This window comes from Mucilaginibacter sp. OK268 (genome assembly GCF_900103125.1).
Taxonomy (GTDB): Bacteria; Bacteroidota; Bacteroidia; order Sphingobacteriales; family Sphingobacteriaceae; genus Mucilaginibacter.
In genome coordinates, this window is record NZ_FNJV01000002.1 from 148,391 (window position 1) to 173,324 (window position 24,934).

General features: G+C 46.3%; 20 protein-coding genes. 16 read left to right on the forward strand and 4 right to left on the reverse strand.

The features are described from left to right. Nucleotides 1-2: 2 nt before the first annotated feature. From BLR84_RS06520 to BLR84_RS06560, 9 genes are read left to right on the forward strand one after another with little or no spacing between them, the layout of a single operon-like run. Complete coding sequence (locus BLR84_RS06520; protein ID WP_090466210.1) at nt 3-5,438, forward strand: helicase-related protein; 5,436 nt, start codon at nt 3-5, stop codon at nt 5,436-5,438. A gap of 50 nt (nt 5,439-5,488) precedes the next feature. After that, nucleotides 5,489-7,486: a type IV secretion system DNA-binding domain-containing protein gene (locus tag BLR84_RS06525; RefSeq protein WP_090466213.1), complete on the forward strand. Its 1,998-nt coding sequence runs from the start codon at nt 5,489-5,491 to the stop codon at nt 7,484-7,486. Continuing rightward, nucleotides 7,483-7,893, forward strand: a complete 411-nt coding sequence (locus tag BLR84_RS06530) for a hypothetical protein (RefSeq protein WP_090466215.1) — start codon at nt 7,483-7,485, stop codon at nt 7,891-7,893. Before BLR84_RS06525 ends, BLR84_RS06530 begins: the two co-directional genes overlap by 4 nt. Continuing rightward, complete coding sequence (locus BLR84_RS06535; protein WP_090466216.1) at nt 7,890-8,315, forward strand: M23 family metallopeptidase; 426 nt, start codon at nt 7,890-7,892, stop codon at nt 8,313-8,315. The genes BLR84_RS06530 and BLR84_RS06535 overlap by 4 nt, the downstream gene beginning before the upstream one ends. Beyond that, the gene (locus BLR84_RS06540; RefSeq protein ID WP_090466218.1) at nt 8,312-9,466 is read left to right on the forward strand and encodes an ArdC family protein; all 1,155 of its coding nucleotides are present in this window, start codon (nt 8,312-8,314) and stop codon (nt 9,464-9,466) included. Before BLR84_RS06535 ends, BLR84_RS06540 begins: the two co-directional genes overlap by 4 nt. Before the next feature lies 1 nt (nt 9,467). Beyond that, on the forward strand, nt 9,468-10,244 hold the full coding sequence (locus tag BLR84_RS06545) for a DUF4099 domain-containing protein (RefSeq protein WP_090466219.1): 777 nt from the start codon (nt 9,468-9,470) through the stop codon (nt 10,242-10,244). Then, nucleotides 10,244-10,834: a hypothetical protein gene (locus BLR84_RS06550; protein WP_090466221.1), complete on the forward strand. Its 591-nt coding sequence runs from the start codon at nt 10,244-10,246 to the stop codon at nt 10,832-10,834. Before BLR84_RS06545 ends, BLR84_RS06550 begins: the two co-directional genes overlap by 1 nt. Beyond that, on the forward strand, nt 10,821-11,279 hold the full coding sequence (locus BLR84_RS06555; RefSeq protein ID WP_090466223.1) for a PH domain-containing protein: 459 nt from the start codon (nt 10,821-10,823) through the stop codon (nt 11,277-11,279). The genes BLR84_RS06550 and BLR84_RS06555 overlap by 14 nt, the downstream gene beginning before the upstream one ends. A gap of 54 nt (nt 11,280-11,333) precedes the next feature. Next, nucleotides 11,334-11,564, forward strand: coding sequence for a hypothetical protein (locus BLR84_RS06560; RefSeq protein WP_090466225.1), 231 nt, complete (start codon nt 11,334-11,336; stop codon nt 11,562-11,564). A 402-nt stretch (nt 11,565-11,966) separates the two neighbouring features. Here BLR84_RS06560 and BLR84_RS06565 read toward each other — a convergent pair whose 3' ends face one another. From BLR84_RS06565 to dinB, 3 genes are read right to left on the reverse strand one after another with little or no spacing between them, the layout of a single operon-like run. Beyond that, entirely contained in the window at nt 11,967-12,203 is a 237-nt protein-coding gene (locus tag BLR84_RS06565) for a hypothetical protein (protein WP_090466227.1), read from the reverse strand. An 11-nt stretch (nt 12,204-12,214) separates the two neighbouring features. Then, on the reverse strand, nt 12,215-15,157 hold the full coding sequence (locus BLR84_RS06570; protein ID WP_090466229.1) for a DNA polymerase III subunit alpha: 2,943 nt from the start codon (nt 15,155-15,157) through the stop codon (nt 12,215-12,217). Nucleotides 15,158-15,161: 4 nt separating this feature from the next. Continuing rightward, complete coding sequence (dinB, locus tag BLR84_RS06575; protein WP_090466231.1) at nt 15,162-16,319, reverse strand: DNA polymerase IV; 1,158 nt, start codon at nt 16,317-16,319, stop codon at nt 15,162-15,164. A 175-nt stretch (nt 16,320-16,494) separates the two neighbouring features. On the opposite strand from dinB, the gene BLR84_RS06580 reads away from it, so the two are divergent. Together BLR84_RS06580 and BLR84_RS06585 are read left to right on the forward strand one after the other, a co-directional pair. Further along, nucleotides 16,495-16,953 carry a hypothetical protein gene (locus tag BLR84_RS06580; protein WP_143013846.1) on the forward strand — a complete coding sequence of 153 codons (459 nt, stop codon included), beginning with the start codon at nt 16,495-16,497 and terminating at the stop codon, nt 16,951-16,953. A gap of 7 nt (nt 16,954-16,960) precedes the next feature. Further along, nucleotides 16,961-17,764: an SOS response-associated peptidase gene (locus tag BLR84_RS06585; RefSeq protein WP_090466234.1), complete on the forward strand. Its 804-nt coding sequence runs from the start codon at nt 16,961-16,963 to the stop codon at nt 17,762-17,764. Between the two features lie 48 nt (nt 17,765-17,812). Here the strand turns inward: BLR84_RS06585 and BLR84_RS06590 are convergent, their stop codons facing one another. Further along, entirely contained in the window at nt 17,813-18,073 is a 261-nt protein-coding gene (locus BLR84_RS06590; RefSeq protein ID WP_090466237.1) for a hypothetical protein, read from the reverse strand. Nucleotides 18,074-18,437: 364 nt separating this feature from the next. On the opposite strand from BLR84_RS06590, the gene BLR84_RS06595 reads away from it, so the two are divergent. The 5 genes from BLR84_RS06595 (at nt 18,438) to BLR84_RS06615 (ending at nt 24,895) form a co-directional block, all read left to right on the forward strand. Then, nucleotides 18,438-20,096, forward strand: a complete 1,659-nt coding sequence (locus BLR84_RS06595) for a phospholipase D-like domain-containing protein (RefSeq protein ID WP_090466239.1) — start codon at nt 18,438-18,440, stop codon at nt 20,094-20,096. A 29-nt stretch (nt 20,097-20,125) separates the two neighbouring features. Beyond that, nucleotides 20,126-21,445: a hypothetical protein gene (locus tag BLR84_RS06600; protein WP_090466241.1), complete on the forward strand. Its 1,320-nt coding sequence runs from the start codon at nt 20,126-20,128 to the stop codon at nt 21,443-21,445. A gap of 162 nt (nt 21,446-21,607) precedes the next feature. Continuing rightward, on the forward strand, nt 21,608-22,207 hold the full coding sequence (locus BLR84_RS06605; RefSeq protein ID WP_090466243.1) for a hypothetical protein: 600 nt from the start codon (nt 21,608-21,610) through the stop codon (nt 22,205-22,207). Between the two features lie 115 nt (nt 22,208-22,322). Beyond that, the gene (locus tag BLR84_RS06610; RefSeq protein ID WP_090466245.1) at nt 22,323-23,702 is read left to right on the forward strand and encodes a hypothetical protein; all 1,380 of its coding nucleotides are present in this window, start codon (nt 22,323-22,325) and stop codon (nt 23,700-23,702) included. 62 nt (nt 23,703-23,764) lie between these two features. Next, nucleotides 23,765-24,895, forward strand: coding sequence for an SIR2 family protein (locus BLR84_RS06615; protein WP_090466247.1), 1,131 nt, complete (start codon nt 23,765-23,767; stop codon nt 24,893-24,895). The last annotated feature ends 39 nt before the right edge of the window (nt 24,896-24,934 follow it).

Consider the following 24,934-nt stretch of genomic DNA (forward strand, 5'->3'; position numbering starts at 1 on the left):
CAATGGCATTTAACAGCAGCAGAAAACTGGCTGATAATATGTCAGCGATCAATATTGCCCTGAATTACATCGGGCAGGCTTTATCACCGGAAGAAATTAAAACGCTCCGCAGTTACGCAGGGGTCGGAGGTATTAAAGCCGTTCATTTCCCTCCCGGCACCGAAGAAGAGTGGCGGAAATACGATATATCGCAGGCTGACCTGAAAATGCACCCTGAAGTCATGCAGCTGCATGAACTCCTGCGGAGCAAACTTGCAGAGAAAGATTATAAGCGCACCGCCGCTGCCATGATCAACAGCGTGGCAACCGCATTTTATACGCCCCCCTTTATTCCGGAAGCGATCTATACCGCATTGAAAGAAAGCGCTGTTTATCCCCGCAGGCTTTATGAACCCAGCGCCGGGGCCGGGGTCTTTATTATAGAGGCGCTTCGGGCCTTTCCTGATCTGGAAGCAGTCAATGCCGTGGAAAAAGACCTGCTCACCGGGAGGATATTGTCGGTCCTGAGCCAGGCAGTCAGCCAAAAGATCAATGTGCAGGTAAAAGGCCTGGAAGAAACTGCGCCGAACGAAAAAGGCATGTCGGACCTGATCATCAGTAATATTCCTTTCGGCAACTTTTCCGTACATGACCCGGCTTTTAACAGCAGCGGAATTTCTTCCCGTATTCATAACTACTTTTTTGCAAAAGGACTGGATAAACTGGCCGATGGCGGAATACTGGCCTACCTGGTTACAGACGGCTTTTTAAACGCGCCTTCAAACGATGCCGCCCGAAAATACCTGCTGACTTCCGCTGACCTGATCAGTGTTTCTGTTCTTCCGGCAAACCTCATGAAGGAAAATGCCAATGTCGAAGTCAGTACCCACCTCGTAATCGTACAGAAAAACGATGTTAAGGAATCACTTACCGAAGCGGAGGTGCAGCTGATCGAAACCGTTGAGCAGACCAGTAGTAAAGGAAAGTATCATCTGAATGCTTATCTGGCCGCTCACCCTGAACTGATGCTGGGTGATGAGGTCATCGAAGACACCAATGCCTACGGGAAGGCCAACATCATGGTCTGGCAAAATGGTGATTTAACGGATATTACAGCGGGACTGCAGCTGCAGATCAGTAAAGGACTGAACATGTCCTTTGATTATGCGAAATGGCAGGCCATCAGCTTTAACAGGAATGAGTCAGCCGGACGGAAATTTACGTTTCTGCCGGTTCCTGAAGTCGTGGAGGGTAATGCCCTCGGCCAGCTGGGTTTATTTGATGCCGTGCCCGTTGAAAACAACAATAAGGCGCAATCCTACCTTAGGGACACTGATAAATTTAGCGTAGATGAAACAACGGCAAGGCTGATCAGTACCATTCGCACCACCGCAAGGCCTGCCCATGACAGCATTGTCATGCTTACCGCAAGAGCCAGAGCCAATAGCCGTTATATGTATAAATTATACAGCAATATCGCAGAGATTCCGGTTCCTTCGCGGTGGCTGAACGGCCAGAGCCTCGGCAATGAACTGGATATTCTCGCGGCAAAACTTAAATATTTCGCATATGATTTCCGGTACGAGGGCGATACCAGCCTGGAAGCTTCATTCAAACTGCTGCCGGACAGGCCCAAGGCCTTTACCGACATCAGGCCTTTTTACGAAAAGGATACCCTGGTACTGTTTGAAGGTAAGGCGGGCCTCATTGCTGAACCGCTCAACGGCCAGGCATTGTTTACGCCGCTGGAGGGACAGGAGAACCTGGCGTTCTTTCGGGCCTATATCCCGCTTAGGGATACATACATGGCGCTTTATGCTGCGGAGGCAGAACATAAAATTCAGTTCCCTGAACTTCGAAAGTCCTTAAATCTTTATTATGAGGCATTTTCGGAAAAATATGGCGACGTGAATAAACAGGGCAACCGTTCGCGTATTCTTGCGGATGCGGCTTTCGGTTTTAAGATTCTCGCATCACTGGAACGGAAGGAAAATGAAAGATTTATTCGTTCAGACATTTTTCATGTACCCGTTTTCCCACAGGAATCCTCCTATAAAACAAGCGATCCGGCAGATGCTCTTGCCCGGTGTCTGAATGATACCGGACGGGTAGATATTATCAGGATTAGTGAATCAACAGGACTTTCCGAAGAAGATGTGATCTATCGGCTGGACAAACAGATCCTGCTTAACCCGGAAAACGGATCATGGGAAACCACTGACCACTATTTGTCCGGTAATGTCATCGCTAAACTGAACATTGCTGAACAGCAGGCAAAAAACGACCCGGAGAACTTTCAGCTGCTTCGCAGCCTGACAGCCATCCGGCGTGTGCAGCCGCAAAAGATCCCTTTTGAGCTGCTGGATTTTAATCTCGGTGAACGCTGGCTGCCGCTGAAATACTACGAACGGTTTGCAACTGATTTGTTCAAACTGGATACGGAGATCAATTATTTTCCGTCCATCGATACGTTTAAGGTATCCTATATCAAAGGGAATACAACAACTGATGAAGAGTTCTCGGTGGTTCCCAAACAAAGTGACCGGATCACAGGCCGCACGCTTCTTGAACACGCCCTGGAAAATACTTCACCGCATATTACCTACCCTGTCGAGGTCGATAAAAAGATTAAACGCATACCGGACACCGAGGCCATTCAAACTGCCCACCGTAAAATTGAAGCGATCCGAAACCGGTATAACGAATGGCTGAAAGAACTTCCTCCGGAAGACAAGCAGCAGATTGAAAAGCTGTATAATGATACTTTCAACTGCTATGTGCTGCGGGAATATGATGGCGGTCATTTGAAATTTCCGGGGCTTGACCTGAAAGCGCTGAAAATACCAGACCTGTACAGCTCGCAGAAAGATGCCGCCTGGCGGATTATCCAAAACAGGGGCTCACTGGTAGATCATGAGGTAGGGCTCGGAAAAACGCTGACCATGGTAGTCGCCGCGATGGAAATGAAAAGGCTCGGCATCATTCATAAGCCCATGATCCTCGCACTTAAAGCAAACGTGAGTGCCATCAGGGATACATTCAAGCTGGCCTATCCAAATGCGCGGATACTGGCTCCCGGCGAAAATGATTACCTGCCGGCACGCAGACAGCGCCTGTTCCATGAGATCAAGAACAACAATTGGGACTGCGTAATTCTTACACACGACCAGTTTGGTATGATCCCGCAATCACCGGAGATCCAGCGGGAAATATTTCAGGCGGAGCTTGATAATGTGACCCGCGATCTGGCAACACTCGCCACACTTGGCGTAGCGATCAACAGGGCGATGCTGAAAGGCCTGGAAATCCGAAAGAATAACCTGCAGGTACAGCTGAGCGCTGCTTTGTATGCTATTGATACCCGGAAGGATACCGGCATCAATTTCCAGGAAATGGAAGTGGATCACCTGTTTATTGACGAATCCCATAAGTTCAAGAACCTCACTTTTACCACCCGGCATAACCGGGTTGCCGGACTGGGAAATATGCAGGGCAGTCAGAAAGCGCTCAATATGCTCTTTGCGATCAGAACGCTGCAGGAAAAGTTCAGGTCCGACCTCTGTGTCACTTTTCTTTCGGGCACGCCGATCTCGAACAGCCTGACAGAAATGTACCTGATTTTTAAATACCTGCGCCCGAATGAAATGGAAAGACAGCAGATCAGCAACTTCGATGCCTGGGCTGCCGTTTATGCCCGGAAGACGGTTGACTTCGAATTCAGTGTAACCAATGAGATCAGGGCAAAGGAAAGGTTCCGCTATTTTATCAAAGTGCCGGAACTGGCCCGCTTCTACAACGAGATCACGGATTATAAAACGGCCAAACATATCAGCCTTGATAAACCGGCCATTGACGAAGTACTGGTTAACATTCCCCCGACACCGGAACAGGCGGACTTTACAATAAGGCTGATGAAGTTTGCAAAAACCGGTGATGCTACCCTGATCGGGAGACAGCCGCTTACAGCAAATGAAGACTTGGGGCGGATGCTCATCGCTACCAATTATGCGAAAAAGATGGCCGTTGATATGCGGCTTATCAGCGCGGACAGGTACGGTGATCACGCCGGTAATAAAGTCAGTACCTGCGCACGGAATGTGGCCAGGGAATACCATGACAGCAGCGAACATAAAGGGACGCAGATCATTTTCAGTGATATCGGAACGCCAAAGCCGGATAGTTTCAACATCTATGATGCCCTGAAGGATAAGCTGGTCAATGATTTTGATATACCGGATGCAGAGGTAACCTTTATCCATAACTGGACGGACAGACAGAAACCGGAATTGTTCCGGAAGATGAATGCCGGTGAAATCAGGGTGCTGATCGGAAGTACGGAGAAGGCGGGCACCGGGCTGAATGTGCAGCAGCGTGTAGTTGCTATGCATCATCTGGATATTCCCTGGAAACCCTCGGAACTGGAACAGCGGGACGGACGCGGCGCAAGACAAGGCAACTGGCTGGCTAAAATACTTTCGGAAAACAAGGTGCGGAATTACATCTATGCGGTGGAGCAGTCCCTGGACAACTATAAATTCGGCCTGCTCAAAAACAAACAAACCTTTATTAGTCAGATGAAAAACTCTGAACTGAGCCTCCGTATCATCGATGAAGGCGCTATGGATGAACAGAGCGGCATGAACTTTTCCGAATATATTGCCATCCTTTCAGGCGATACTTCCCTGCTGGAAAAAACAAAGATCGAGAAGAAAGTCGCTGAACTGGAAGGATATAAATCGTCCCACTTTAAAGATGTCGCCCGGAGCAGGTACCTGCTGGAAGACACCGAGAAGAAGCGCTCTGAAACATCAGCATTGCTCGAAAAGCTGGCTAAGGATGAAACCGCATACCTGAAAGTGCTTAAGCTTGATCCCAAGGGAAACAAACTGAATCCGCTGAAAATCCCGGCGATTAACGAAACAGCCCCTGCTGATATCGGTAAATGGTTTATCGCGATGTATAAAAAATGGGAGCCGGAGCATCCGGAACAATCTGAATATAAACTGGGCGAACTTTATGGTTTCAATCTCATGGTGAACCGCCAGCTTGCCTGGGTACAGACAGAGCAGGGCAGCAAATATGACTATGTTTCCAGCCTGTATGCAGAAAGCCCCGAAACAGGCATTAAATATATGCGGAACAACGGCATTCCCAATACGGACAACCCCAAAACCGCAGCCAGGTATTTCCTTAACGCCATTGATCATGTCGGTACGCTGGTCAGTAAGTACCGGGATAAACTGGATGCGCTTGACAAAGAAATTCCGGTTATCCGTGAACTGACCGCCAAGCCCTTTGAACAGGAAGCACAGCTCGCGGCGTTAAAAACGGACCTCAGCAACCTGGAACAGGAGATCAGCCGAAAGATCGCTGAAAAACAACTGGAAACAGATGCTGCCGATCTCCATCCTGATAACGATGAATCAGAAGAACTGAGCTACGGCGGACCCAAACGCTGATTTGCGCCGGATTCGGTCCGGTCATCCTTACTTAAAACCCGAAACATTATATGGAAGAAACACGTGAACAGCAGAAGCTGCATGGCTTCCTGCAATGCGGTATCTATTTGTCCATATTGCTGGAAGCCGCCATTTTTGTATACCATGATGCCCCGTTCTGGGGCATTTTTTTTAGCCCACTTGACAAGTTCAGCCATATGGCAATTTACAGCAAGCTGATTTACAGCAAATTGGCCACGTTCGGGCTGATCTGCCTGGTAAGCATCGGCACACTGTCGAAAAAAGATACTGAACTAAAACCGGGGAGGCAGATCATTTATCCCTTAGCGTTAGGGCTGTTCTTGTTTTTTGGCAGCGTTGCCTGTCAGGGCCGGGCATCAACCATCGCGTGCGAATACACGAGATGGTATGACCTGATCTACATGTTCTGCTCATTTACCGGTGCCGTACTCATCAGCCTGTCAATGGATAATATATCCAAAATAATCAGGTCAGGTCTCGGTAAGGACAAATGGAATACAGAGGCGGAAAGCTTTATGCAGCCCCTTAAAAAGACAGAAAACCCCTATTCTGTCAACATCCCGATGCTGTTCTATCACAACCGCAGGGTGTACTCCGGATGGATTAACATCTGTAATGTTTTTCGCGGCACCATCGTGATCGGTACGCCAGGCTCCGGGAAGAGTTTTTCTATTGTAAACCCATTTATCCGGCAGCTGATTGCCAAGGAATTCGCAGTCTGCCTGTATGATTTTAAGTTCCCTGATTTAGGGCAGATCGCTTATTACCATTACCTCAAGGCAAAACATCAGGGAAAACTGAAGGGCTATACCTTTCATGTGCTGAACCTGAACGACCCTGAAAAAAGCAGGCGTATCAATCCCTGGCGGTCTGACTATATCCGTTCACTGGCAGATGCCGCAGAAACAGCCGAAGGACTGGTGGAGGCATTGAAAAAAGGTGATAAATCGGGCGGCAGCGATCAGTTTTTCACGCAGTCGGCGATCAATTTTCTGGCTTCCTGTATCTATTTTCTGAGCAAGTATGCAGGTGGAAAATACTCCAGCCTGCCCCATGTGCTCGCTATGCTGAACCGCTCGTATGAGGAAATATTTAATGCGCTCATAGCAGAACCGGAACTGCGCTCCCTGATGTCCCCTTTCATGACTGCTTATCATGCCAAAGCATTTGACCAGTTGGAAGGGCAGATCGGAACGCTGAAAGTATTTATCAGCAGGCTGGCAACAAAAGAAACTTACTGGGTTTTCTCCGGTGACGATTTTGACCTCAAAATTTCGGGCAGGGACAGTCCGGGGATACTTGTGCTGGCTAATGATCCCAACACGCAGAACATCAATTCCGCATGTTACTCCATCGTCATTAACCGCCTGACGAAACTCATTAACACCAAGGGCAACCTGCCCTCCGCGTTGATCATAGATGAGGTGCCTACCCTTTTTGTCCATAAAGTGGAGAACCTGATTGCCACTGCCAGGAGCAACAAGGTAGCCGTTTTGATGGGTCTGCAGGAATTGCCGCAGTTTAATCAGCAGTACGGCAAGGACACCGCCGCAACGATTATATCAGTCGTAGGTAATGTGCTCTCCGGCTCTGTCCGCAATAAGGAAACGCTGGAATGGCTGGAACGGCTTTTCGGCAAATCAAAACAGATCGGCGAAGGATTATCCATCGACCGCAACAAAACATCCACTTCCCTTAATGAAAGACTGGAAGTGCTGATCCCGGCAGGCAAGATCGCATCCCTGAATGCCGGCGAGATGGTCGGTGTCATCGCCGCAGATGTGCAGGAAAAATTTACCGGGCAATTCGAAACATCCGCCGTTAACTGCAGGATCAACCTCGATATGGCAGAGATAGCCGGTGAGGAAAAGAACTACAGGGCCCTGCCAGCTTACTATGACTTTAACGGACGCAGGGACGAAAAACTCCGGCAGAACTTTAACCGGATCAGCCGGGAAATAGAAGATATGGTACTGCTGTTCAAGCCGGCCGCCCAATTCATCAAAAATCAAAATGAAACACCATGACAAACAACGAATTATTGGGCACCCTTGTTCTGGTGCACCCTGATCTTAAAGATCATCCGGCAGGACGTGAAGGGGATATCGGAATTGTAGCGTATGTGGACTCTCCCAATAACCAGGTATATCTCCGTTTCACCGATGAGGCGGAGGCTGTTTATCCATCGGATGCCTTGTTTATGCTTAAAAACAAGGAAAAACTCTTTTCTGAAAAGTCCGCCGGCGGATCAGATATGAAGCTGGACAACTACAAGGATCTTTATAAAATCGCCACCCTGCAGGATATGGGCCGTGGAAAAGATATCTGGACAGCACTGGAAATTGCCCGTGACAACCCGGAGATCTGGAAGAACAGCCTGGTGTCGGTGGAGGAAAGCCTGGGCCTGCGTCATAACCAATATATCAGGCGATGAAAACCTGTATTGTCTGCTGCCTGATCTGCCTGCCGCTCTCCAGATTGTATATCACTTCTTCCTTTGGTTACCGCAGGCACCCCGTTACCGGGATCTATGCATTTCACAACGGGGTCGACTTCCGGGCAAGATCCGATACGGTTTATGCGCTGATGAAAGGGACAGTGACAGGTACCGGCTATGACAGCCTGCTTGGTATCAGTATAAGCATCCGACATGAAGTCTTTACTTCGATTTACGGCCATTTAAGCCAGGTATTTGTCTCGCCGGATGAGTCGGTCGAAGCCGGACAGCCCATCGGAGTTACCGGCAAAACCGGACGTGTTACCGGTGAGCACCTTCATTTCTCTATCCGCTTCCGGGGACATTATGTAGACCCGCTCGAATTTATTTATCAAAAATTAATCAATACAAAATCATGAGTAAAAACTTCAAACCGCTTTATGCGCAGCTTGCAGAAAAGCTGATCGCAGAATTCAAAGCAGGCACTTCGCCCTTTCAGAAACCGGTGAAGGAAAACGGAATGCCTGCATTTGTGCCGCCTGTTAACCCGATTACCGGCAAGGGATACAGTGCGATGAATGCCATCAACCTTTCACTAAAGGGATACGATGATCCGCGCTGGATGTCCGCTGATACAGCAAGTTTTAACGGCTACCTGGTCAAGGAAGGCTCTAAGGGAACACTCATCAATTTCCCAAAACGCAACGAAATTCAGGCGCTTCGCACGCCTGACGGAGCAAAAATCAAGGATGACGCAGGTGTAACGCAAACCAAAACCGTGGAATTCGATAAGGTCCAGAACGGCAAGGCCTTTCTATTTAATGCTGCCCAGATCAGGGATATTCCGCCGCTGGAAGACTGGCTGAAGTCCATTCCTGAGCAGCCGCTCTCCCCTATTGAAAGAGCCGAAAAACTGATTGCAGACAGCGGGGCCGTTATTGTTCACGGCGGACAGGAGGCTTTTTATGATAAGGTAAAGGACGAGATTCACCTGCCGGAGAAAAGTGCCTTTGAGAACGAAACTAAATATTACCAGGCAGCAATCCACCAGCTGGCCCACTGGTCAGGTCATGAAAGCCGGTTAAACCGGCCGATGGAGGGCAAGTTTGCTTCCATGGACTACGCGCGTGAAGAACTTCGTGCAGCTATCGGCGCTATGTTAGTCGGCGGTGAATTGAAGATTGGCCATAATTTTGGCCCGCATGACGCCTACACCGGTGCATGGGCGAAAATGTTAAAGGATGAACCTTTCGAAATCTCCAGGGCATCGGCCGACGGGCAGAAGATCGCAAATGCATTGCTTAGCGCAGGTCAGCAGCGGGAAGCAAAACAGGGGCCGGCTGTGAACACGACACTGACCAAAGGTGAAGAGATCGCCTATAACAACACCACCTATAAGGTGCTGGATAAAAAAGGCAAAACCTTTGAAATGGAAAAAGCAGACAACGGCGAGCGGTTTAAAATCAAATCGACCGACAAGGTTTTTGCCAACCTGGTGGAAGCAAGAAATAATCCGCAGGCTGCCGGGCCGGTCTTGGAACAGGAACAATCACATAAAATAGGGAGGTAATATGAACCTGATCAACTTTAAAGAACACGAGCTTCCTATGAAGGAACTGGAAACTATCGGGCTGGCCTCACGCGGTCAGCTCTTATTGAATATGACCGACCTGCGAGCCTTGCTTTCCGGCAGGAGAACGGAGTTAATCCACTTGGAAAACCTCGAAACAGAAAACATCAAGATCAAGTCCATAGAAGCAAAAATTTCGTTGAAAAGAAATGAGAAGGGAAAGACCGACCTGCTGATCCATCCGATATACCGGAAACCGGCAACACCTGATTTCCTGGCTGACAACGATGCCAGGCAGCTCGAAAAAGGTGAAGTGGCCAGCCTGCTTAAAGTAACATCGGACAAAAAGGGCAATAAAAAAGAGATTCTTGTCGAATACGATGCTGAAACCCGGGAATTTATCGTTTCGGATACCGAAAAGATACTGGTTCCGGATATGGTCAACAGCGAGTTCCTGACCGCCGCGCAAAAGGAAAGCTATCGCAAAGGCAAGGAGGTTGAACTGGCTGATCATACGGTATTCAATTATTCAGCAACCGATATCAATGGCATCAGGTCCAACCGGCTTGCTCTCGTGGCATCAATTCTGATCGACGGCGGCTTATCCTATATGCTCTATCAGGGATTGAATGCCGCTTTCGGTAAGAAACATGATCCGAAAGAAGCTGAACACTTAAGTCCCGGTTATTACAGTGCGGTGGAAGATCTGGAAGATCAGCGTCCGGTGATCAATAACGATCATATCCGGTTTGATTCAAGGAGCCGCAACTCCCGCTGATGCATCCCTTTTTAACTGAGCTTGGAGTTTCAAAAGAACTCCAGGCTTATTTTGATATAGATGAACTGCGCTTTGATTACGGGGATGAACAGGAATTCTTTGGTTCCGGCTTTCATATCGTACCAACAACCGGTGACCTGTGGCTTGCAGGAAACTATCCTGCTACAGAGCTGATCATTACATCAAGCGCGATGGAAGCCATAGCTTATATGGCCCTGAATGCCTGGCGTCACCCGGCCAATGCGGTGCTTTCCTTTATTGCAATAGGTAATCTGTCGCATTCGCGGCAGCTGAACTGGATAAGGGCTTACTGTCAAAAAAGAAAAATTACGCTCGTCTTCGGCAACGACCTGCTGGGCAGGCTGGCCGACATCGTGGTTGCTGCAGGCATCCGGAATAAGGCCCTCCGCCTGCACTGGCATAACGGCAAAGTTAAGCTGTACGTGAATAATACCACATTTGAAGCTGACCCGGAAAAACTGAGCCTCAACTCCTTTGAAAAAACAGCCGGCATCAGAACAACCATCAGAACCAGGAAACCGGCACATTACAACACATTTTTAGAACAACTGATCCATGATAAAAAATAATGAAATTCTGCTCAGGCCGGCGATGAGTTTCGCTTTCCTGAAAGTACTACCGCTCATCGTTCTGTCCCTCGCCTTCCTTCTCCCGGCATGGTACCTCTCCCCTTTCTTTCTGATCTTCGGCTTCGCCTTTATGGCTGGAGCCTGGTATCGCCTGCTTTATATCCGAAGCTGCTCCTATCTCATTACACCTGAGGAAATAAAAACCGGCAGCGGTATTTTCTTCAGGCGAACCGATTATATGGAAATGTACCGCATCAAGGACTATATCGTTACACAACCATTGATGCTTCAGGTCTTCGGACTGATGAACGTGACCCTCAGTAGTACGGATGTTGAAAATCCTGTGTTATTACTTACGGGAATCCAGGTTTCTGAACTTATAGAAACCATCAGGGAATATGTGCAGGAGGCACGGAAAAACAATAATATTTACGAAATAAATTAAGGGAAAAGCTATGAATATACTAAATAAGTTAGTATATTTAAGTATTGAATTATTATGAAAACCGCATTTTATCTTATAGCGACCTGCTTCATTTCCACCTTCGCTTTTTTCGGTGCGCTGGGCATGAAAAATCCATTTCCCTGTTTCGGTGTGGCATTCGGAATATGGGTACTTTTTCTCTGGGGTTGCAGCAGAAGGGCAAAAAAAGAAGCTGCCAGACGCTTTAACGAGCGGATGTTTAATGAATATATGCGGTCAAAAAGCCGCAGTTCCGTTCGCCGCTAAGAATTAATTTATATATTGCGATCTATAATCGCGGGCAACCCGCCCGTAATTGTGATAAGGTTTAGGTTAAAATCCCCGGCAGCGAGTGCTTAGGGGATTTTATTTTACCGGCCTTTTTCTTCAGGCAGCACTTCCGCTGCTTTTTCCAACTGTAAATACATTCCATTATGGCAAACTTGTGCGTTAACCGGGTAATCTTCACAGGTGATCCTGCGAAGCTTGCGGCTGCTGTCGCTTTCTTCCGGGAGATCGAAAACAAACAGGAACAGGGCCTTGAATGGGAGACCTCTTTATCTCCCTTGTCAAGGATATATTTCTAAATAAGAGCGTTCAAATAAAGATCAAATGTTTAATCCAAGTTTCTTTTGCCGTCTCATTAAGTGCCCAGGTCCTAGAACGGGTTCAGTGGTGCGCCTGTATTTGCAATTGTTCTACGATCATCTGCAAATCCTGCGTCGTGTAGTAAGCTACGCCAATGGATTTATACTGCCCGTTCTTCTGGCGGGAGATGTAACCTTTAAAACATCCATCCGTTGTGATCATAAAACATGGCCCGGTCTCGCCGGGCATCGCTTTTCTGTCTAATTGCAGTTCCATTTCCTGGCCGCCGATCAGACATTTAATGTTGATTCTATCCATTTCTGTGTGAGTTAAGAAATTACGGGATTGGGTAAAATTGGCAGTTTTGCAAACTTCAATACTTCCAGGCTGGCAAAGCCAAATTCTGCAACTACCTTGCCAAGGATCAGGTAGCACCCCGTCCCCCGGAAAGGGTAAACCGGCGTTCTGTTTGGAAAATGCACAGTATCAAAAGCGTTGCCTTCAGCATCTAAAAAGTTGCCAAACCACATTTTCTGGTTGTTTTTGGTATGTACCGTTTTTTCGCACACATACTGGCCTACCATCCGCACCATCTGTCCGACATGGTTGATCAAATCGTTAGCGCCTATCTCTCCGCGATAATCAGTTTGCAGCAGGTCAAACATTGTCACGCTTAACGGGAAACCCAGTAACTCCAGCTCGTGATAAGCGTTTTCCAGGCTGGTATTGACCAATACCGGCAGCGAATAATTTTTGGCTTCTATTTGAAACAGTTCTGCATTGTTGGAAGGCTTAGCCTTCGCGCCCAGTAACAGATGTATAGCCCACAAAAGTTCCTTCTTACTTTTGCCTGTGAACCGGAGCGCGCCCACGCGTATCAGGGTGATCGCCTGTTCCAGGCCGATACCTGTTCTTTTAATAAAATCCTCCAAACTTTGATACGGACCGTTTTGACGGCGTTCTGCCGGTATCAGTTCGATGAACATTTCGTTTAAACCATGGATACCTACGAAACCGAGATAAACATCCACACCCGTAATGTTGACGATACTGTCACTGTTATTTACACATGGCAGATGTACGATTCCTCCCGAGCGCTGCAACTCCTGCACATATAGCGCACGGTCATAAAATCCACCATAATTATTTAATACCGCGACCATGAATTCTCTCGGAAAATAGGTTTTCAGGTAAAGGCTTTGATAGCTTTCTACGGCAAAACTGGCCGAATGTGCCTTTGAAAAACTATAACCGGCAAAAGAGGATACCTGCCGCCATACTTCCTTTACGATAGATTCCGGCCGGCCCAGCGCAATGGCTTCCTGATGAAACCTTTCGACCAGTCTGTCGAATTCTTTTTTTGAGCGGTACTTACCGCTCATTCCCCTCCTTAAAATGTCGGCGTCGGTGCCGTCCATCCCCGCAAAGTGAATACAGACTTTGATCACATCTTCTTGATAGACCATTACGCCATAAGTTTCCTTTAATATTTCTTCCATAACCGGGTGAAGGTATTCCACAGTTTCAGGGGCATGGTGGTATTTGATATAGGTACCCATCATTCCCGAACTGGCTACCCCCGGGCGAATGATGGAACTGGCGGCGACAAGTATGAGGTAGTTATCGCAACCTAGTTTTCGATTGAGCTGGATCATTGCCGGCGATTCAATGTAAAAGCAACCCTTTGTATTCCCTATCCTTAAATTGGCATTTACCGCCGGGTCTTTCATGAAGCTCTTGACCTGGTGGATATCGATCTTGCGCTGCTGGTTTTCTTCTACCAGCTTCACAGCCATCTTGATATGTCCGATACCCCGTTGGCTAAGAATATCATATTTATCAAAGCCGATCTTTTCGGCTTCATACATATCCCACTGTACGGTGGCCATTCCCTTTGGCGGCAGATCGAGTGCTGTATAATAAGTGATCGGGTCTTCGGTGATCAATACCCCACCGGCATGGATGGAGCGTTGGTTCGGCATATTCGCCATTCGTTCATGGATAGCTACGATCTTTCTGAATGTATCATTGTTTTGGTTAACTGCCGCCCGCGTCTGGTCAGTGAAGCCGTCGATTTCGGACTTAGGCAACCCCATGACCTTACCGATCTCCCGGATAATGCTGCGGTCCTTAAAGCTAGACATGGTTCCCAGCAAAGCGGTATACTGACTACCATAGCGCTTAAAAATATAATCCTGTACATCTTCCCGCTCGTCCCAGGAATAATCAATATCAAAATCGGGGGGCGAAGTCCGCTGTGCGTTCAGGAACCGTTCAAAATACAAGTCCAATTCAATAGGGTCAACATCCGTTATTTTCAAACAGTAGGCCACAATGCTGTTCGCCCCGGAACCACGGCCCACATGGTAATAGCCTTGCGAACTGGAGTAGCGGATAATATCCCAGGTAATAAGGAAATATGCGCAGAAATCGAGTTCGTAAATAACTTTAAGTTCATGTTTAACCCGGCGCAGTGCTTCTTTATTGGATTTGCCGTAGCGATACTCCATACCGCTGATCGCCAGTTTTTCCAAAAGCTCCCGGTCATTTTTCTTATTGCCGGTAAAGGTTTTGCGGTTTAAATTAACCCTGCCTTTGGGATAGTCCATCACACAGCAATTCATCAGGTTCCGGGTGTTGTCCAGTATAAAGGCATACCTTGAAAATTTAGCTTCCAGCTGACCAGGTGCCAAAAACTTATCGGTAGGGGCGCATTTATCGACAGCGGTTATTTCTGTCAGTACCACGTTCAGATCAATGCCCCGCAAGTATTCGTGTAAGCGGTATTCAATTTTATCAGCGATAAAGACCGGCTGCAAAGCCAGCAGTTTTTCCCTGATAGCGCTAAGGTCCTTGTTAAATAAGCTGTTAAGCTGACCATAACGGATGCCCAGGTATTCGTTATCCTTCAGCGGCTCCTCATGCCCGTAAGGATAAACAATAAAAGCATTCACAAAAGCCGGCGCGAGATCTGGTAAGGGCTTTTGTTCCAGATTATGCTCCGTTAGGAAATCATTTAATTCCTTCATTCCCTCCTTATTGCGGGCGATACCCAAATAAAGCAAGCGTTTATCCCGCCTGAATTCCATACCGGCGATGGGCTTAACACCTTTTTCGTCACACTCCCGCATAAATTCCATGATGCCGGTGGAATTGTTGATATCCGTGAGTACCATCTGGGTTATACCGCAGGCAATAGCTTCCTCCACCAATGCCGGGATTGACATAGTGCCAAAGCGAAGGCTATATTGGGAGTGAACGTTCAGGTACATGGCATTAAAGATTAAGATTGATACCGGAAGCCAGTTTAATGGAATCAGGGCCGAACCGGCGGCGTATTTTATCCATTGCCTGGCAAAGGCTGTATTGTTCTTCAGATTCCGAATAAAGGTCGATTTGCTCAAAGCCATTAACCAGATTTGAAAGGCGAACGCCAACAAGCCTGATGAGCAATCTTTTTTGGTAGGCCGCCTTGAATAATTCTTTCACCTTTTTAATGAGCGGTCCATCTAAAGCGGTATAAGGAATAGCGGCCTGTTTAGTGACATCTTCCCTTGTCGAATAGCGGACCGTCACGGTAATACAGGCTGTTTGTTTCTTTTTTTGGCGCAGTTCAAAGGCCAGTTCCATGACCATGGAAGTTAGCAAGTAATTGATGGCCACCAGGTCGATGCTGTCATTTTTGAAGGTGGTTTGTGTGCCGATGGATTTTTGCTCCTGATAGGGAATAATCGGCGAATCATCTATGCCTTTGGCTTTTTGTAGCAGCCAGATTCCATTCTTCCCAAGGATACTGTTCATATATTCAGGATGGACCTGAGAAAGTTCATAGATTTTCTTAATACCCATGTCGCTCAGCTTGATAAAAGTTTTCTCTCCTAAGCCGGGAATTTTGCGAATAGACAACGGGTTTAGGAAGGGTTGTACAACGGCTTTTTCGATATTCAGTTCGCCATTGGGCTTACATTCGTTAGTCGCCATTTTGGAAACAGTTTTGTTGACCGAAAGACCGAATGAAATTGGCAACGCCGTTTCCCGCATGACTTTAGCTCGCAATTCCTTGGCATAAAGCAGCGTACCAAAGTGTTTATCCATGCCTGTCATATCGATATAGTGTTCATCGATGCTGGCCTTTTCAATGAGCGGCACATTTTCTTTCAGGATTTCTGTGATCTCGTGCGAAGCTTTGGAATATTCATCCATGTTACCCCTGATCCAAATGCCGTGCGGGCAAAGCATACGCGCCATACGGGCTGGCATAGCAGAGTAAACACCGAATTTACGCGCCTCGTAACTGCATGACGCCACCACACCGCGATCCGACAGGCTGCCGATTATCACGGGCTTCCCTGTTAGTTCTGGATTTTTACGAACTTCAACGGATACAAAAAATGCATCCTGGTCCATATGGATGATCTGTCGGTCTGTGCTCATTAGGGCTTTGAATTCTTTGATTAACGATCAGTTGGGAATCACATCATTTTTTACTTTTATTCGTCTGGAAAACGGACAACAAAACTAATACTAAAAATATTAGCAAATTGTTTATATTTGAAAATAATTTTGGAGGCTGGGTAAAATGACTGATAGCTTGTTTTATAATCCTTTCATGCGCATCAAAGAGGATACGCTCCGTAAACTGATGGCCATGGGTAAACCCCATGTGGTTATCCAGCGTTTTCATTGGCCGGGCCAGCCCGCACAAAAAACATTCCTGCTTTCCGCTTACGAGCAGGAGCACGAAGCCTGTTTGCATGAGCAGGAACTCCGGCTCAACGAGGGAAAAAGGCAAAACCTGCTGGATATCTCACAATACCAAACTGTACTCAAATTGATGAAAACCGAAGCCGGGATTGGTTTGTTTTTTGCCGGAACAATCGATGCTAAGCATGAAAAAAGGCTGCAACAAGCTTACGCTAAATCCGTATCAGCCTATATACATTATATTCGGATGAAAAAGGAAGATCACTATGATGTACGTATATTTGTTGAATACGGCCGCCTAAAAGCGGAGATCACTTCCGGTGATCAGAGCCACACGGCACTTTTTTATGATATGATCAAATAAAATCATCATGTGCAGGGATATCAGCTTTCACTCAGAGATACAAATAGTCACTAAAGATTTCCAGGGAATTAAACTGGCCCCAAACCTGGCGCATTATCCGAATGATATGATTCATGTTACCTGTGAGGTTTTACCCACTCATCCTATCGTGGTCAACCGGCAGATGCTGGCGCTGGCCAACATGAGCTGGGGGGTAGTTCCTGCATTCATAGATGATCCGAGAGAGCGGCAGGCACAGCGAAGGAATTATGTCAACGCCCGTTCGGAACGGGTGATCGAGGACAAAAAATCCTATTGGTACAGGTTACGCAAAAACCGCTGTTTGATCCCCGCCACCGGCATTTACGAGCACCGCAAGGTCAAAGGGTTTAAAAACAAGATCCCTTATCATATCAGTATCGCCGACCGGGAGCAATTTTATGTTCCGGCCTTGTACCAGGTCAGCCAGGAAGTAGACCAGGCAACGGGCGAGATCTACAATTTTGCTTCATTTTCCATGCTTACCCGTGGTGCCAATGAGAAAATGATGTGGATACACAATGACGGCGACAACAAGCATCGGATGCCTCTATTTCTGACAAAAGAGATGGAACAGGCATGGGTATTGGATGACCTGGGAGACGACGACATGGATGAGATCTTCCATTACAGTATTCCGTCGGACGATATAGTGCATTATCCTGTATTTTCTATCCGTGGAGGCAAAGAGCAGCCCGAAGGAAAAGAAAAAGACGCTTTGTATGACTGGGGCGGTAAACTGCCCATTTATGGTCAGGAAGAAACAGGGCCGGCACAGCCCAGTCTTTTTTAGATTGGCCCATTATTTTGCTGGATACCACCTTTCAAATTGGCAAATTACTTACATGTAATGCCAATCTATCTCATTGCCAATGAGCTGGGCCAGCCATCGCAGCTCAATGGACGCTACCCATTCCCATTCGTTAATGTCAATGCAGATGACTGTACCGAGTTCCTGACCGTCCTGAAAAATATAAAAGTCACAATGATTATCTCTGTTGTACCAATGCGGAACAATATCGAGTTCAATTTCACGGCAGCTGAATTCCAGCACGATCTGAAAAGCTGGAGATTCTGCTAAAATGTTATCGACTTCAAACAATTTTGATCAAATTAAAAGTTTTGCCCCTTCCAACCAACATCTCAATTATAGCCGTGCTGACCGGAGTTGACCGTAGTTGACCGTAGTTGACCGTAGTTGACCGTAAGTTACGAAACGCCTAATGATTTCAAATACATTACAGATAAATTATTGCCAGATTTCTGTTTACAAAATACCGATAAGGTCTTCATCGGCGGCGTTGTAATACATGGCACGGCGTTTTTCAAGATGTCATTTTGAGATGTTTCATTATATGTTCCATTCTTCGTAAAATATTCTTTAGAGCTAATTGGAATTGTCAGATTTTGTATATTTATAACAATTTGATTTACAACCATTAAACTTCAAACTAAACTTTATCACCATGAGACTAAGAAAGATCACCGACAAGATTACGGTCAACGTCGTGGCCGGTACCTCATCCGTTTTGTTCTCTATTGACATGAAGCAAACGGACACCACGACACTGCTTGGTTTTTACATCCGAAAGGAAAACAACAAACAGCCGCAGCAAGCTTATGACGTTCATTCCATCAAACATTTTCAGGGAGCCTCTCCGTCACCTAACGGCCTTTACAGCACGGAAGAGCAACCCTGGCAATCATTTCTGTGGGAAGATTACTATGTCAGCAACGATGGCGATTATTTATACTTTTTCACACCGGTATACGGACAACCCGGAAATTTGACCTACGGGGAAAAAATCGAAATACCGGTAGATATCAGCAAAGCGAAAGATGGCAAACATGAATTGCACTTTAACCGCGGGGTTGCGGGCAGCCAGGCCTATGCAAGGGAATTCGGTAATCGCCGTCCCGACGAAATGCCTCCGGCCGAAAAGGAAAAAGCCCTGACCTGGCTTTCCAAGGGATTAAAAGAAGCGATGATCGCTTTTATCGGACAGGCTAACGGGCACGGAAAAGGTCTTCGATGCTGCTTTTACGAATTTATTTTCCCGGAAGTTTTGCAAGCGTTAAAAGATGCCCATGCATCAGGCGCTGATGTTAAGATCATCTATGATTCCCGTCATGAAAAAACCAAGAACGACAAGGCGATAGAAACGGCCGGGATACCACGGGAGATGATGATCCGAAGAACTGCCGACCCGGCGTTTTTACAGCATAATAAATATATGGTGCTGCTGGAGGACGAACAGCCGGTAGCGGTGAGTACCGGTTCGACCAACATCACCGAGAAGGCTATCTTTGGGCATTGTAATACGCTTCACATCGTAAGGGACCCTGCTATCGCGGAAAATTACCTTAAGCACTGGGAAGGGCTGGAATCAGATCCGCTGAATGAGGCCGCCCGGGCAAATGCTATTGCAATTAAGCAAGACCCGAAAATCGTGAGCAGCGGAACAACCACCTTATTCAGTCCGCGGCCGGGTACAAAAGTGCTGAAACTTTACAGCCAGCTGATCGCCAACTCGCAGCGACTTGTTTGCGGAATGTTCCCATTCTCATTCAATAAAGGAATCAAGAGTGCCATTACTCAGGATACCGAACATTTGAAATACATCATTATCGACAAGAAAACAAAGAACACCACGCTGGTAACTAACGACGTGGATAATGTAATCATCTATGGCGGAAGCTACGATGAACCCTTATATGGCTGGGCACAGGAAGTGGATAGCGGCGAATTATTTTATAGCGGGGTGAACTTTATTCATAACAAAGTTATCCTGATCGATCCACTGAGCGACGACCCGATCGTGATCACGGGATCAGCGAACTTTTCAGACAATTCGATCTTGCGCAATGACGAAAACACGATGGTCATCCGCGGCGACCGCGACGTAGCCGATTCATATTTTACTGAGTTCGCGCGGATTTTCAATCATTATGCATCGCGGCAGGACACGATCAAGCTAAAACCGCACAATACAGCCACCAATTACAATCCATCTATTCTGGAAACAAACCCGGCAAACTGGACGGCATCATTTTATAAAAGTACAGCGTTGAAATTTAAACGAAGAGATATGTTCTCAGCAATGAATGCAACAGTGATTCCTTAATTTATTACCGATTAACCTTATTACCTGTCATGAAAAAATTTATTTGTTTACTGGCTGCTATAGCTATAGCGGCCAGCGCTCAGGCACAGCTCAAACTCGACAGTGCCCGCCTGAAATATATCCTCAGCCGCCTCTATCTTTATGAAAAGATCACCAATGATATTTATACCGATAGTACGAGTTCCGATTATCCGCAATTGGTGTCCCGCTACACTTTCAGAGCGCTGACACAAAAAGATTATTCAAAGATCACCATCGGCGAAAACAGCTTTTCCAAAATCGGAAGGTTTGCCACGGTAAATATCAACTCAGACGAGTCGAAATTTTATTTTACACCGATCACTTTTGTTCAGAGTAAGGATCCGACCAAAGGGCCATTCCGTTTCATCCACTCTGTTGATTTCAGTGGCGAGGTCGATGACCAGAATATCTTTGACTTCAAAAATAAAAAGTCGATCAGGGGCAGTTACTCACTTACCTGGGTGCTTAACAGCTATAAGTTTAATCCCAAGAGAGACGTAGCGGTGCATGCGCAAATAGTCAAATCAGTGCGTACAGACCTCACTGATCTCTACCAAAAAGCAGCAACCGACGCTGCCGGTTATCTTGCGGTTTCTGATGACCTCGAAGACACCACCAAACTGGCTATCCGTGACAAGGTAAAAAAACGTTTTTTTGATAACCTCGATCAAGTGGAAGAAAAATATTACAACGACAAATGGGGCACCAAGCGGATGACCTGGATGAAGTTGAACTTCGCGCCTTTGGGCTGGGACAACTTCTCTTATATCGACCCCGCGCAACCCACTACCAAAAGCAGCCCGGCAGACAAGTCTGTTTATACGGGAAGCTTAAAGGTTTCAGTCAACCAATTACTGACCTTTCCCTCCGGCAAAAGCCAGTTCTACTGGGCTGTCTATGCGGCCATCACCCGAAAACACAGCCTGAGTGAGATCTCTAAACCGGTGCAATGGTATAATATGCAGCGGCTTACGGATTCTACGGTTACGGTAGCAGATGATAAAAAGGTTTTTACTTTGAATGACGCTACTTTTAAAACAGCCTACCGGCCTGATGCGGGCGCACAGGTTATCTATTTGCTTACACCTTATAAGGATATGAGTATCGGTCTGGATGTAGCAACCTCATTTGCGGGATTGGTCGCAGACCGTTCCGGCGCATATGTCAATCGAACCAGTTTCGGCCTGCTGTTTCCGTTCCTGGATAAGAACGGCGACGCCACGATTAATGTGGAGGTTTTTTATCAGCGCAAATCCTATATCCATACGACGCTGGCAAATGAAGGTATTTGGGGCATTAAGTTCGGCCTGCCATTCAATAGTTTATAACCAGTTGCCCGAACTATGGAAGCACCGTTCCGCATCTCCAAAAAAGAATTTATTATGCTAAGGTAAAGCACCTCCTGATTTGTCAAGGGTATATGAACCCCGGTGACCCGGGCCCTTGACAACTCATTCCTCCTGCTTTATACCTGCATAAAAATTCATTTTATGGAAAAGCTTATTTTAAACGTTGAATCAAAAGATCAGATCATAGCTTACCGGGACGAAATCCGGCTAAGCCATTACGAGCTAGCGATCTTCGCCGAAATTCTTGCTGCCGCTGAAAGTGGCGATGCGGAAACCAAAAAGTGGTTTGGCAATTTTGGTGACAGTTTCAGAAGTATTATTATGAATGTTCATGCTTATCGCAAAGGATTGGAGTTCGGGTTTACTGAGATTGCCTTTGATCAGTATGGGTGGTTTTCGCGGCCGCAGTTCCTTGCTGTTGAAAAATTGATCTTCGGTAATGAAAAACGATACGGCGAACACAGTACACTTAAGATCGGGAAAGGTATCGGTAACGTTTGGACGAATGCTTTGAGCTATAGCTTTGGAACAGCCGGCGGTGGATGCGGGCTGTCAGTGTACGGTAAACAATTCAAATCCCGCGGAGCAGCGGTCGATGCTGGTATTTTGGAATTGAAAACGATGATGACCGCAAAAGTCGGTGACAGTGACCAGTCAAATTATAATCCGCAGGTCATCCGTGGCACACTGAGCGCAATCGCTAAATATGAAGTGGAGAGCGTACAACTCACGTTGTTCTGATTGATTTAAAGGGTTAAATTTAGCCCTTGATGAATCATTTCTTAACATTTGGATGATACTCACCAACCGTCAACTGTTCAGGGTATCTTTGCGACCCAATTAAATCATTAAAATAATGGAAGCAGAAAATCAAGAAATCAGTAATATATTATTCCTGATCCGCGAATACGGAGTCATCGAATACATTAAAAAACACCCTGATAGAAGTCAGCCTATCAATCAGGACGAAATGCTTGCACTTATCAATGAGGGCATGAAAAAAGCCCAGCTTTTGCTGCTGGAGAAGATCAGGTTAGTTATAACGGAGCAGGAGCAAAACGATGCCGAAGTAAAAAGGCTTAGGCAAACAGCACCAAAAGAAAAAGAACCAATAGAGGAGCTGCTGTCAAAAGGCAAGCTACTTGCTGGTAGGGAAAATTTACTGCGGAGTCTGGTCAATACCATCGTCTGGCAAATGTTCGGTGGTAAACGCGAAGAAATTGCCAGGTTCTACCTTGAAGATGAAGGTACAAAATCATTAACCGGCGATGGTTTCGAGGCTGTGTTGAAAGCAGCAGAATCGATTAATGCCGACCCGCATAAATTCGCCCTTATCGCAGATCTTGCAACTAATATGCATGTCGGCGATTTGATAACCGTTGGTAAGAACGGTTACGAGATAACCGAAGTTAAAACAGGAACGAAAAATATGGAGGCCATCCAATTTTTTCAGGATGTGGAAGAAAAAGGTCTGTTGCTGGCTGAAGAGATTGAAAAGGTTGCTGATGCCCATTTCAAGAAACAATTGCAGCGAATGCAAAAACAAAAGGAAGTAGCTGCTAAGACCGCTGATATCCTCAACAACGACACCGGAGTTTATCAAAGGGATGATAATACAATTGTAACACTGCATGAGTCTTTATATGAGCAGGAAAATTATCATGACGATCTGATCGCACTCCTTGAGAAGTCGAGGGCAGAAAATCATGCCTATACGTCAATAGACGGTATCGTTAATGTCGGTGTTTACCGCGAGCATTGGCTTGGCGGACTTGGTGCGGCCACCCTGCATGAAATAAATGCCGGCTATCCATTGTTTGATATCCGTCAAACGCTCAGCGTACATGTTGTTGAAAATCTCTTCTCCAAACCGTTTTCGCAGGAGGATATTAATGATATACTTACCGGTAAGATCCAGGTACTCATCGGTATTAACTACGATCAGCTGATAGAATTCGCTAAAATGGCAGGATTACCGCTACGATGGTCAACGGCGCGCGAGTTGAACGAAGTTAAAGCTGCATCCCCAATTAAGGGTAGGGAGTTGTTTACTCATGAAAACAAAGGCCTGGTGATTGATGACGGTAAGAAAAAAGGTTTTATCGGTATGGCATTTATTATTCGTATCGCTTTGGATCATTTAAAACCGACCATTGAAATTCTGAACCGTTTAGAAACGTGGGAAGCTATGAATGATGGATCCGGATTGGAACAGGATGCCAATCCCACGGTGTAACACTCGGGGTAAAATAATGAGCAGGCTCGGTGATTTTCTTATATTCGGAAAATTACATAAAAATGAATATAAGTTTTTTACTGGGCGCCGGCTTTTCTTATAACGCAGGACTACCAGTTGTATCCGGCGTATCTGAAAAGTTCTTGCGGCATCCACTTGCGGCCCATACGCTCAACTTCAATTCCGGCGAGTGGAAATGGCGTGATTGGGCGTCGGAGCCTGATAAGCATAACGGTATTTTACCGTTTCAGCAAGAGCCGGTTTCGATGATTATTGAATTTATGGCCAGGCACTATCTCGCAGATATGCACACTGATGTCCTCAACTATGAACAATTCTATCAGTATATGCTGGACATGGCCGGTAAGAATAGGGAACAGTTTGACGCTATTATAGCCGAGGCGCAACAGGTATATAACGCCGAAAATCATTTCAGGGATTTCAATTTTGATTCGATACCAAATCGTGAAATATTTTCCTGTTTCTACCATCTTGTTGATGACATGTTGTGGGTACGAAAGCCGTACAAAGAGATTGAAGATCTGTATGCGCCGTACATCAACTATTTTTCCAATCAGGATCACTCGTTCAACATTTTTACACTCAACCATGACCTCCTTCTTGAAAAAGTATTTCTCAAAACAGAGTTAGCTTATAGTGACGGATTTTCAACCAAAAGTTCACGTCTTTTCGACGATGACAAAAATCCTTTGCCAATTTACGACGGCACTTTCGATCAGCGTATCTCTATGATGAAGCTCCATGGCTCCATTGATATATACAAATACAGTTATATCGAAAAGCAAAATGAGTATCTGGGGTTTGATTATTTTAAAACAATGGACTTTTATGCCAAACAGGCTGCCAGCCACATCGATGAAAATGGTACCGTCATGCAAAACTGGACCCCCGAGATCACGCCAAAGTTCATTACCGGGCAGAATAAACACCAGATCATAGCCGAAGATAAGATGTACAGCAGCCTTTACGGACGGCTACAGCAGGTCTTGCCTGGCAGCGACCGTTTAGTGGTTATCGGGTATTCATTTATGGATGACCATATTAACGACGTGATCAGCAATTCCCTTTCCAGTATTAAGGAGGTGATACACATCAACCCGAACTGTCAGTTCAAATTCAAACATCCCAATATTACCGAGATTGACCCATTGCGGCAGCAGGTACAATTTTGATCTGCATGTCGGCTTAAAACTATCGGCTATCCAGCAAAA

Coding starts and splice junctions, on each gene's coding strand:
- BLR84_RS06520 (WP_090466210.1), top strand. CDS start 3: ATGGCATTTAACAGCAGCAGAAAACTGGCTGATAATATGTCAGCGATC.
- dinB (WP_090466231.1), bottom strand. CDS start 16,319: ATGAGCACAGACCGACAGATCATCCATATGGACCAGGATGCATTTTTT.
- BLR84_RS06535 (WP_090466216.1), top strand. CDS start 7,890: ATGAAAACCTGTATTGTCTGCTGCCTGATCTGCCTGCCGCTCTCCAGA.
- BLR84_RS06600 (WP_090466241.1), top strand. CDS start 20,126: ATGAAAAAATTTATTTGTTTACTGGCTGCTATAGCTATAGCGGCCAGC.
- BLR84_RS06545 (WP_090466219.1), top strand. CDS start 9,468: ATGAACCTGATCAACTTTAAAGAACACGAGCTTCCTATGAAGGAACTG.
- BLR84_RS06570 (WP_090466229.1), bottom strand. CDS start 15,157: ATGTACCTGAACGTTCACTCCCAATATAGCCTTCGCTTTGGCACTATG.
- BLR84_RS06615 (WP_090466247.1), top strand. CDS start 23,765: ATGAATATAAGTTTTTTACTGGGCGCCGGCTTTTCTTATAACGCAGGA.
- BLR84_RS06540 (WP_090466218.1), top strand. CDS start 8,312: ATGAGTAAAAACTTCAAACCGCTTTATGCGCAGCTTGCAGAAAAGCTG.
- BLR84_RS06605 (WP_090466243.1), top strand. CDS start 21,608: ATGGAAAAGCTTATTTTAAACGTTGAATCAAAAGATCAGATCATAGCT.
- BLR84_RS06585 (WP_090466234.1), top strand. CDS start 16,961: ATGTGCAGGGATATCAGCTTTCACTCAGAGATACAAATAGTCACTAAA.
- BLR84_RS06580 (WP_143013846.1), top strand. CDS start 16,495: ATGCGCATCAAAGAGGATACGCTCCGTAAACTGATGGCCATGGGTAAA.
- BLR84_RS06550 (WP_090466221.1), top strand. CDS start 10,244: ATGCATCCCTTTTTAACTGAGCTTGGAGTTTCAAAAGAACTCCAGGCT.
- BLR84_RS06560 (WP_090466225.1), top strand. CDS start 11,334: ATGAAAACCGCATTTTATCTTATAGCGACCTGCTTCATTTCCACCTTC.
- BLR84_RS06530 (WP_090466215.1), top strand. CDS start 7,483: ATGACAAACAACGAATTATTGGGCACCCTTGTTCTGGTGCACCCTGAT.
- BLR84_RS06565 (WP_090466227.1), bottom strand. CDS start 12,203: ATGGATAGAATCAACATTAAATGTCTGATCGGCGGCCAGGAAATGGAA.
- BLR84_RS06525 (WP_090466213.1), top strand. CDS start 5,489: ATGGAAGAAACACGTGAACAGCAGAAGCTGCATGGCTTCCTGCAATGC.
- BLR84_RS06610 (WP_090466245.1), top strand. CDS start 22,323: ATGGAAGCAGAAAATCAAGAAATCAGTAATATATTATTCCTGATCCGC.
- BLR84_RS06555 (WP_090466223.1), top strand. CDS start 10,821: ATGATAAAAAATAATGAAATTCTGCTCAGGCCGGCGATGAGTTTCGCT.
- BLR84_RS06595 (WP_090466239.1), top strand. CDS start 18,438: ATGAGACTAAGAAAGATCACCGACAAGATTACGGTCAACGTCGTGGCC.